Source organism: Chryseobacterium gossypii, from assembly GCF_041361455.1.
Classification (GTDB): Bacteria; Bacteroidota; Bacteroidia; order Flavobacteriales; family Weeksellaceae; genus Chryseobacterium; species Chryseobacterium gossypii.
In genome coordinates this window covers 1-9,544 of record NZ_JBGCUR010000049.1, presented here as the reverse complement: position 1 = coordinate 9,544, position 9,544 = coordinate 1, and the positions used below count along the sequence as shown (strand labels likewise).

Annotated in this window: 10 protein-coding genes; 7 read left to right on the top strand and 3 right to left on the bottom strand. The window is 38.7% G+C overall.

The window, feature by feature from the left end:
• Positions 1-77: 77 nt before the first annotated feature.
• From ABMQ40_RS16235 to ABMQ40_RS16225, 3 genes are all read right to left on the bottom strand, one after another.
• Positions 78-683, bottom strand: coding sequence for an outer membrane beta-barrel protein (locus ABMQ40_RS16235; protein ID WP_370901488.1), 606 nt, complete (start codon positions 681-683; stop codon positions 78-80).
• A 209-nt stretch (positions 684-892) separates the two neighbouring features.
• Positions 893-1,393, bottom strand: a complete 501-nt coding sequence (locus ABMQ40_RS16230; protein WP_370901486.1) for a hypothetical protein — start codon at positions 1,391-1,393, stop codon at positions 893-895.
• 129 nt (positions 1,394-1,522) lie between these two features.
• Positions 1,523-2,482, bottom strand: coding sequence for a PhoH family protein (locus ABMQ40_RS16225; protein WP_370901484.1), 960 nt, complete (start codon positions 2,480-2,482; stop codon positions 1,523-1,525).
• 130 nt (positions 2,483-2,612) lie between these two features.
• Between ABMQ40_RS16225 and ABMQ40_RS16220 the strand changes: the two genes are divergently transcribed.
• The 7 genes from ABMQ40_RS16220 (at position 2,613) to rplI (ending at position 9,467) form a co-directional block, all read left to right on the top strand.
• Positions 2,613-3,440 (top strand): SAM hydrolase/SAM-dependent halogenase family protein, encoded by an 828-nt coding sequence (locus ABMQ40_RS16220; RefSeq protein WP_370901482.1) that lies wholly within the window; start codon positions 2,613-2,615, stop codon positions 3,438-3,440.
• A gap of 63 nt (positions 3,441-3,503) precedes the next feature.
• Positions 3,504-4,814 (top strand): dihydrolipoamide acetyltransferase family protein, encoded by a 1,311-nt coding sequence (locus tag ABMQ40_RS16215; RefSeq protein WP_370901480.1) that lies wholly within the window; start codon positions 3,504-3,506, stop codon positions 4,812-4,814.
• A gap of 382 nt (positions 4,815-5,196) precedes the next feature.
• Complete coding sequence (locus ABMQ40_RS16210; RefSeq protein WP_370901478.1) at positions 5,197-6,552, top strand: chloride channel protein; 1,356 nt, start codon at positions 5,197-5,199, stop codon at positions 6,550-6,552.
• A 127-nt stretch (positions 6,553-6,679) separates the two neighbouring features.
• Complete coding sequence (locus tag ABMQ40_RS16205) at positions 6,680-7,981, top strand: GEVED domain-containing protein (RefSeq protein WP_370901476.1); 1,302 nt, start codon at positions 6,680-6,682, stop codon at positions 7,979-7,981.
• A gap of 132 nt (positions 7,982-8,113) precedes the next feature.
• The gene (gene rpsF / locus ABMQ40_RS16200) at positions 8,114-8,455 is read left to right on the top strand and encodes a 30S ribosomal protein S6 (RefSeq protein ID WP_370901474.1); all 342 of its coding nucleotides are present in this window, start codon (positions 8,114-8,116) and stop codon (positions 8,453-8,455) included.
• 31 nt (positions 8,456-8,486) lie between these two features.
• A complete protein-coding gene (gene rpsR, locus ABMQ40_RS16195) occupies positions 8,487-8,789 on the top strand; it encodes a 30S ribosomal protein S18 (RefSeq protein ID WP_002979091.1) in 303 nt (100 codons plus the stop codon).
• Positions 8,790-8,972: 183 nt separating this feature from the next.
• On the top strand, positions 8,973-9,467 hold the full coding sequence (rplI, locus tag ABMQ40_RS16190; RefSeq protein WP_370901470.1) for a 50S ribosomal protein L9: 495 nt from the start codon (positions 8,973-8,975) through the stop codon (positions 9,465-9,467).
• The last annotated feature ends 77 nt before the right edge of the window (positions 9,468-9,544 follow it).

The following is a 9,544-nucleotide window of genomic DNA, read 5'->3' as shown; positions in this document are numbered from 1 at the left end:
ATATGGATTAAAAAAAACATGAGCAGAAAAAAGACTGTCCTTTTGAGACAGCCTCCTTGACCTGTATGTTTCGTTTATTATTTAGCAAAAACATATTTAACACCAAATGTTACAGAAGATAAGTTTAAACCGAAGTTAAAGTTATCTGTGCTCTTATCAGCATCTTTGTATTTGAAGTTGTTGTAACCAAATTCACCGATAGTAGCTTCGATAGACCAGTTTTTGTTCAAGAAATAATCTAAACCTGGCTTAACGTTAACTCCGATTGAAGTGAATTTGTTTTCAGAGTCCGCATACGGTGCATCAGCTTCTCTCTTATCTTTTCCAAATGCCATTGGAACTTCTAACTGACCGAAGATGTATAATTTTTCACCCAAAGTCCAGTATTTTCTTGCAAATGGAGCTACTACGAATGCATCAGTAGTATTTTTAACTTTCGCATTATTAATATACTGAGTAGTGGATCCGTTAACATATCCAACACCTAAACCAACAGCGATGTTAGTACCCACAAAATACCCTACAGTAGGAACAATCTTGAAATCTTCTGTTTTAGCATCAGTATTGTTGTCCTGAGTAGAAGTATAGTTTACTTGTCCTGAAAGGTAAGTTGTTCCTTTAGCAATTTGAGCATTAGATAACCCGAAAAGTGCAACTGCACCAGCTAATAATAATTTTTTCATTTTTTTTAAAATTTAATACTTTCTGAAGGCAAATTTACAGCAGCTGCCCTTAATATTAAAATTTGTTAACGTGATTAAAATCATCCCTAAACATTAGCTTTTTCAAACAATAATCGTACTCAGTATGTTCTTTTGTTTTTTTGACAATTTTTTGAACAAAAAAACTCCAATCTTGCAATTGGAGTTTAAAAACGTTCTTTTTGTGTAATTTACTTTAAGAAGAAATTATAACCAATATTTACGGCACCCACAGTCCAGCTGGATCTGTAATAAGGTCCGAAATCACGCTTATTGCTGATGGATTGGTATCCTATGTACAATTCACCTGTAGACATCTGATATCCGAACTTTGGCTGTGCATAGAATCCTCCGTCTATTCCGTCTTTCACGGAAATTCCGTACCCAAGATCCAGGCCTACAAATATCGGAGCACCTGAAAACCTGTATTTTCCGGATACTGCCACGGGAATAAAGCCGAAGTCATCAAAATTATCTTTTCCGAAGAAATGGGAATACCCTGTGGCCACCCCCAGATCAAATCCTTTCACGATGTTCCACATATAGGCAGCATCTATTCCCAAAGTAAATGATGAAGCGTCACTGGCATCCGCAACAGGAATACCGATGTGGCCACCTAGTTTAAAACCTTCCTGAGCATGGGCTGCACCTCCTAAAAATGCAAAAGCTCCCAGTAATAATAGTTTTTTCATTTTTTAATAATTTTAAATTTGCTTTACCAAAGTTACTAATTAATTTCATGCCTTTTGTAAAAACCGCTTAACGATATTTATTACAAAACAAAAAAGCAGAACATTTGTTCTGCATATGATATTTTATAGCTAATCATTTCTTAATCTTTTTTCCTCTTCGTTGTAGGCCAGTATGATCTTCTTCACCACCGGATGCCTCACCACATCTTCCTCTGTAAGATGTACAAACCCGATCTCTTTTACTTCTTTTAAAATCCTCATTGCTTCCTTAAGACCGGATTGCTGGTTTTTTGGTAAATCAATCTGGCTGGGATCTCCCGTAATAATAAACTTGGCATTCATTCCCATTCTGGTAAGGAACATTTTCATCTGGGCATGGGTGGTGTTTTGTGCTTCATCCAGAATGACAAAGGCTTCATCAAGTGTTCTTCCCCTCATAAATGCCAATGGAGCCACCTCTATGACCTTTTTCTCCATATAGCCTTCCAGCTTTTCATGCGGAATCATATCACGAAGAGCATCATAAAGCGGCTGTAAATACGGATCCAGCTTTTCCTTAAGGTCTCCGGGAAGAAATCCCAGGCTCTCCCCCGCTTCTACCGCAGGCCTGGTCAGAATGATCCTTTTAACCTCCTTGTCCCTTAAGGCTTTTGCTGCCAATGCCACACTCGTATAGGTTTTACCGGTCCCGGCCGGGCCGATGGCAAAAACCATATCCTTCTTCTCGGTTTCTTTTACCAGTCTTTTAAGATTGGTGGTTTTCGCCTTAATGATTTTACCGTTTACACCTTTTACAATGATATCCTGATCAAATACCAGCTGTTTTTCATTTTCATCCCTTATATTGAGGAGATTTTCAACATCCTTTAATTCTATGGAATTGTTTTTAGAAATAAATTTTACAATGTCATCCAGCTTTTGTTTGAGGATATCCAGGGCTTCCTGATTCCCCATTGCAAAAATATAATGGTCTCTTCCTGTGATTTTAAGGGTCGGAAAGGTTGATTTTATTAAATTGAAATATTGGTTATTAACTCCATAGAAGATTTTTGCATCAGTATCTTCCAAATCATACGTTAATTCAAACATGCAAATATTTTTATATTAGATTTTAAAATTAAAGTTTTTTTTTAAATTTATGTCAAATTGTTATCCACAATCTTTCAGGCTTTTCTTTATTTTTAAATAAATTTGCAGCACTATCATTTCTCAGTTACCCATGTCAATCATTACCCTTACTTCAGATTTCGGAAATTTAGACTACAGAGTTTCGGCTGTGAAAGGTAAGATCCTTTCTCTGAATCCGGAGGTTCGTATCATTGACATCAGCCACGAAATTCAGGCCTTCAATCTTATACAAACGTCCTATATTGTAAGGAATGCCTATAAATACTTCCCTAAGGGCACTATCCATATACTATCCGTGGACAGCTTTTATCATAAATCAAGAAAAAACATCCTTTACAAGGCAGACGGATCTTATTTTCTGGCAGCCGATAACGGTTTATTGAGCCTTATTTTCTTTGATATCAAACCTGAGGCCATCTATGAAATAACTTTAAATAACAGGTTTGATGATGTGGTTAACTTCACTTCTACCGACGTTTTTGTTCCTGCAGCCGTGCATCTGGCCAATGGCGGGCTTCCGGAAGTGATCGGAAGAAAAATAAAGTCTGCGAAACAGCTGATGTTCCCGAGACCGGTTTACAATGAATCTGAAAAAATGATCATCGGAGAGGTTACCTATATTGATAATTTCGGAAACATAATCTCAAATATTAGCAAAGATTTTTTTGAAACTACAGGCAAGGGATTCGAAAATTTCACCATTAAATTCAGGAATCTGTCCTTATCAAAAATATTCTCAAGCCATACAGAAGTAGTTGCCGACTGGGAAAGGGAAACCGAGTTCCATGGGCAATCAGCAGCGATATTCAATGATAGCCAGCTCCTGGAGCTGACTATTTATAAAGGGAGTAAAAAGAACGGAGCCAAGACTTTATTTGGCCTTAATGTGGGTGAAAACATTTATATTGAATTTTCCTAAAATTAAATATTTCATAAAAAAAACGATTTTTTTTATATATTTGTCAAAATCTAAAAATTAAAAATGGCAGAATACAAATTATTGCTTCCTTCCATGGGAGAAGGTGTTATGGAAGCGACAATTATCACCTGGTTATTCAACGAAGGTGATAGTGTAAAAGAAGATGATTCCGTAGTAGAAATTGCAACAGACAAAGTAGATTCAGACGTTCCGACACCCGTTTCGGGGAAAATTGTAAAAATCTTAAAGCAGAAAGATGAAGTTGCAAAAGTTGGTGAAGCCATTGCTATTTTAGAAATTGAGGGAGAAGGCGGAAACACAGCATCAGAAGAAGTGAAAACTGAATCTCAGCCCGCCAGCCCGGATGCTGAGACCTTAAAAACCATCGAAGAGCCTTTAAAAGTTGCTTCACATGTAGAATTTTCAGGGGAACTTTACTTATCCCCACTTGTAAAATCTATCGCCCAGCAGGAAAACATTTCCGAATCCGAACTAAAATCCATCAAAGGAAGCGGTCTGGAAGGAAGAATCACCAAGGAAGATATTTTAGCTTATATTGCCAACAGAGGCAGCCAGCCGCAGCAGGCGGTTCAGCAGCAAACTGTTCCGGCAGCCACCCCACAGCCATCCACATCAGCTCCGGCAGCTACCATCCCGGTTTCAGCAGGTGATGAGATCATCCCTATGGACAGGATGAGGAAGATCATTGCTGAAAATATGGTAAAAGCAAAACAGATTGCTCCGCACGTTACTTCTTTCATAGAAACAGATGTTACCAACGTAGTAAGATGGAGGGATAAAAATAAAGCGATCTTCGAAAAACGTGAAGGAGAAAAGCTTACTTTCATGCCTATTTTTGTAAAGGCCGTAGTAAAAGCGATCCAGGACTTCCCAATGATCAATGTTTCGGTAAACGGTGACCATATTATTAAAAAGAAAAGCATCAATATCGGTATGGCAACGGCCCTTCCGGATGGAAACCTTATCGTTCCTGTCATCAAAAATGCTGACCAGCTATCTCTTTCAGGCCTGGCCAAAGCTATCAATGACCTGGCTTACAGAGCAAGAAATAAAAAACTGAGACCGGAGGACACCCAGGGAGCTACCTATACGATCTCCAACGTGGGAAGTTTCGGTAACCTTATGGGAACGCCGATCATTCCACAGCCACAGGTAGCTATTCTCGCTATCGGAGCTATCGTTAAAAAGCCTGCCGTTCTTGAAACCCCGCATGGCGATGTGATCGCGATCAGAAACTTAATGTTCATGTCCCATTCTTACGATCACAGAGTGGTAGACGGCTCTTTAGGCGGTATGATGCTGAAGCATGTACATGATTATCTTGAAAATTGGGATCTGAATACGGAAATATAAGTAAAAGTACTGCTCATGCAGCCTTACAGATGATCCAATGATTTAAATTATCATCATATTTAAAATATTAACCTTCGATTATGAGTCGGAGGTTTTTTCATTGTTGGATTTACATCAGGAATATATTATCTTTAAGCAAACTGTTACACAATGGAATTGGATTTCAGAAAATTAAACGTCAGCAAATTATTTGATTATTTCCAGGAAAGAAGAAAAATTAATTGTTGAAGTATATGATCAGCTTAAGCTGGAGATTAAAAAACGATATTCCGACATTCGGATACCAAAAGTATTGAGTGTTAACCTTACTTTAATCCTTGCAAAATTTTTAAATGATATATAGTTCTAAAAATTTACCGTAATTTCATCCCAAAACCTACAAATGCCGAAAATAATCTCCTTTTTCCGTAAAAGCCTTAAGAAGTCTTTCGATAATATCCGGAACGAGCAACTGAAGTATAATTTGCTTCAGGCCATCCCTTTCTGGATAGGTTCAGTGATAACAGGGTTCATTGCAGTTATGTACGCAAAGGTATTTGCCTGGGGAGAGAAACTTTTGGAGGTCATTATGAACTGGCATGCCTGGATGATCTTCATCATTGCACCGGCGGGCTTTGTTGTCTCATGGTGGCTGGTGAAAGAATTTGCTCCGAATGCCAAAGGCAGCGGTATACCGCAGGTAATGGCAGCAGTAGAATTGGCAAACCCTAAAGAACATAAAAAAATCAGAGGCCTGCTAAGCCTTAAGATCATTGTTTTCAAAATAATTTCCTCCGTAGTTCTTGTCATAGGAGGAGGTGCTGTTGGCCGTGAGGGGCCGACGATCCAGATTTCCGGCTCTGTTTTCCGGAAAGTAAACGAGTATCTTCCGGACTGGTGGCCCAAAATCTCTAAAAAGAATATGATCATGACTGGTGCGGCGGCGGGCCTCGCAGCGGCTTTCAACACCCCGTTGGGCGGAATTGTATTCGCTGTTGAAGAGCTTTCAAAAACGCACATCAATTATTTTAAAACAGCCTTATTCACCGCTGTCATCATTGCAGGTTTAACTGCTCAGACATTAGCAGGTTCCTATCTGTATCTGGGCTACCCCAAAACCAATGATGTATACTTAATGGTCATGTTTCCCATCATTCTTGTTGCCGGAATTGCCGGTATCCTGGCAAGCCAGCTTTCCGTGATCATGCTGAAAATAAATGACTGGAAGAAAAGAAACCTTAAAACAGACAGGGCCAATGTTATATTTTTGGTGGCCTGCGCCCTCATTATTGCCTCTATTGCATTTTTTGTGAACAGGGAAATTTTAGGCTCCGGAAAAGAGATCATGGAAAGGGTTCTTTTTACCCCGGACAAGCATGAGGACTGGTATGTTCCCATCTTAAGAATGCTGGGACCGGCCCTGTCCTTCACCTCCGGCGGAGCAGGTGGAATTTTCGCTCCGGCCCTCACCGCCGGGGCAAGTATAGGATCCGTAATTTCAGGGGCAATCCATCTCACGGACAACGAAACCAATGTAGTGATCCTTGCGGGAATGGTAGCATTCCTTACCGGCATCACAAGAGCACCGTTCACATCAGCCATTATTGTCCTTGAAATGACAGACAGGCACTCTTTAATCTTTCATCTGATGCTGGCCGGAATGGTTTCTTCGATAGCTTCCCTGCTGGTAAGCAGACATTCACTGTATGATATACTTAAAGAGAGCTTTCTTGCTGAGATCAGAACCAAAGACCATTGATTTTTCCTTCTGTTTGTAGTTATTTCTCATAAAAACATCATTCTCACCCAAACATAAAGTACTGATTATCTTGTTGTTTCATTTTTTTTCATTAAATTTGAATATAATAACCTATAAAAAATGGAATATGAGAAAGAAATTACTACAAACACTACTATTTACATTACCATTTTTCAGCTTCGGACAAGTGGTACTAAGTGAAGATTTTAATGGTACTGCTATTCCGGCCACCTGGACCGTACAGCAAACCAATGCTAATGAAACCTGGACCATAAGCACCATCAGCGGCGGAGCAAGCGTTGCTTCAGTAGATTACGATGCAGACCTCGGGCAACAGAATGAATGGCTTATTTCTCCAAGTATGAACCTTGATAATGCTAACTATTATTACCTGAAATTCAAGATAGGGTTAAGCTACTACTGGGCTGTTTCCCCGAATAATAACTATGATGCCTTTGTAAAAATTTCTACGGATAACGGTACCACCTGGACACAGCTCTGGACAGAAACAAGTTTAGGGACATTTACAAATTTCGCTTTGAATTCTGTAACACTGGATATCAGTGCCTATAAAAACAATCCTAATGTAAAAGTGGCATTCCAGTATGTAGGTTCAGACGGCGCATCCTTATACGTGGATGATTTTTCCGTAGAAGGATCCAGCTCCGTGCAGCTCAATTATTGTGGTCCGCTTACCTTTGAAGACCTGTTTGGAGATCCGGGAGATGAGCCTATTACATTGGTCAATTTTGCAGGGATCAATAATACAACAGACGCTACAGCCTATGAAGGAAACTCGCATGAATTTTTCCTTAGCCAGACCGCTACGGTCACTCAGGGACAGTCTTATGATATCACTCTGAAAGGAAATACCGGAGGAAATTATGAAAACAGCTTTGCAGTCTTTATCGACTGGAATCAGAACGGCACATTAAACGATCCCGGAGAAGTTTATCAGGTAACCCAAACCATTACCAACTCTTCCGGCACTGATGCCCTGCAGGCTGTACAGGCCATCGCGGTTCCTGCAACAGCCACCTTAGGAAATACCCGGATGAGAGTGAAAAAGATCTATGGCACAATAGCTGATAATCCTGATCTTACAGACCCTTGTGCCGGATCAGATTACGGGCAGGCTGAGGATTATACCGTAAACGTAATGGCATCTCCTCTGGCAGTGAATGAAACCCGGGAAAAAGACTCTGTTTTCAAAGTATATCCTAATCCTGTAACAGATATTTTGAATATAGATTCCCAGGTTAAAGTAAAATCTGTCAATATATTTGATGCAGGTGGAAGGAAGGTTTATACTTCTGAGGTCCACAATACCCGATTTGATATTAACCTTTCCAAGCTTTCCGCCGGAACCTATATGGTTACTGCCCAGACTGAAAACGGAATGCAGTCTGTGAAAGTGATCAAAAAATAATTTTTATTTTAACTAAGATCAAAGACCTGTTTTTACGGGTCTTTTTTTATAATTCTCAGCCATAAGTTGTGTATTAAAAATAAAATCTTTACTTTTGCACCTCGAAATAATTAATAAAATTTATTTAACATTATGAACAATTACGAAACTGTTTTCATTTTAACTCCCGTTCTATCTGACGCACAGGTGGAGGAAGCAGTGAAAAAATTTGAAGATCTTTTAAAAGAAAAGAACTGCGAAATCGTTGCTAAAGAAAACTGGGGATTAAAAAAATTAGCTTATCCGATCCAATTAAAAAAGAACGGATTCTACACCTTAATCGAGTTTAAAGGCGAGGGAACTGTTGTTGCTGATTTGGAATTAGCATTCAAACGTGACGAAAGAGTAATCCGTTACCTTACTACAAAACTTGATAAACATGCTATTGAGTACGCTGTAACCAGAAGATCAAAACTAAAAACAGCTAAAGCTTAATTATTAACCCAATTATTAAAAAAGACAAGACATGGCAATAGATGAAATGGCTAAACAAGCCTCAGCTGGAGGAGAATCAGAAGTAAAATTCCTTACTCCGCTTGATATCAATACAAAATCTGAAAAGAAATATTGTAGATTCAAAAAATACGGAATCAAGCATGTAGATTATAAAGATGCTGATTTCTTATTACAATTCGTAAACGAACAAGGAAAGATCTTACCTAGAAGATACACCGGAACTTCTTTAAAATACCAAAGAAAAGTTTCTGCTGCTATCAAAAGAGCAAGACACCTTGCTTTACTACCATATGTAGCTGACTTATTAAAATAAGATAAAAAGAAACAAGAAGAAAGAGAAAAGATCCCACGGTCTTCTTCTCTTTTTTTAAGTTGCTGAATAAATAACATTAATTCTAACGATTTTTAGATTAAAGAAAGAGAATGATTTTCCCGGGCAATAAACCCATCTTTGTTCTTTACTCTTTTCTCTAAAACTAAAAAACGGACAACAACAATGGAAATCATCCTAAAAAAAGATGTAGAAAACTTAGGACTTGAGTTTGATACAGTAAACGTAAAGCCAGGGTATGCCAGAAACTTTCTGATCCCTCAGGGATATGCGCTTTTAGCAACTCCTAAAAACAAGGCAGCTCTTGAGGCTACTTTAGAGGCCAGAAAAGAAGAAGAGGCTAAATTAATCGCTGCAGCAAACGCTATAGTTGAGCAATTAAAGAAAACTTCTATCACCATCCCTGCAAAAGTAGGTGCCGGTGACAAATTATTCGGTTCTATCAACAATGCTGATTTAGCTGAAACTCTGGGTAAAGCCGGTGTATCTGTAGATAAAAAATACATCAAGATTCCTGGAAACACAATCAAAAGAACAGGTAAATTCTCTGCTCTTATCAGACTTCACAGAAACGTTGAGTACAACTATGAATTTGATGTTGTATCCGATGCTCCGGTTGAAGCTCCTAAAAAAGAAGAAACTAAGTCTGAGGAAGCTTAATACGAATTTCACCATCAATAATATAAAAGAGGCTGTCTCAAAAGGTAAATTAACGCTCTGAGAATCTCTTAAATGAC

What these genes read in the sequence shown, in the direction of transcription:
- rplI (WP_370901470.1), top strand. Translation starts at nt 8,973, where the DNA reads ATGGAAATCATCCTAAAAAAAGATGTAGAAAACTTAGGACTTGAGTTT.
- ABMQ40_RS16220 (WP_370901482.1), top strand. Translation starts at nt 2,613, where the DNA reads ATGTCAATCATTACCCTTACTTCAGATTTCGGAAATTTAGACTACAGA.
- rpsF (WP_370901474.1), top strand. Translation starts at nt 8,114, where the DNA reads ATGAACAATTACGAAACTGTTTTCATTTTAACTCCCGTTCTATCTGAC.
- ABMQ40_RS16210 (WP_370901478.1), top strand. Translation starts at nt 5,197, where the DNA reads ATGCCGAAAATAATCTCCTTTTTCCGTAAAAGCCTTAAGAAGTCTTTC.
- ABMQ40_RS16205 (WP_370901476.1), top strand. Translation starts at nt 6,680, where the DNA reads ATGAGAAAGAAATTACTACAAACACTACTATTTACATTACCATTTTTC.
- ABMQ40_RS16235 (WP_370901488.1), bottom strand. Translation starts at nt 683, where the DNA reads ATGAAAAAATTATTATTAGCTGGTGCAGTTGCACTTTTCGGGTTATCT.
- ABMQ40_RS16230 (WP_370901486.1), bottom strand. Translation starts at nt 1,393, where the DNA reads ATGAAAAAACTATTATTACTGGGAGCTTTTGCATTTTTAGGAGGTGCA.
- ABMQ40_RS16215 (WP_370901480.1), top strand. Translation starts at nt 3,504, where the DNA reads ATGGCAGAATACAAATTATTGCTTCCTTCCATGGGAGAAGGTGTTATG.
- ABMQ40_RS16225 (WP_370901484.1), bottom strand. Translation starts at nt 2,482, where the DNA reads ATGTTTGAATTAACGTATGATTTGGAAGATACTGATGCAAAAATCTTC.
- rpsR (WP_002979091.1), top strand. Translation starts at nt 8,487, where the DNA reads ATGGCAATAGATGAAATGGCTAAACAAGCCTCAGCTGGAGGAGAATCA.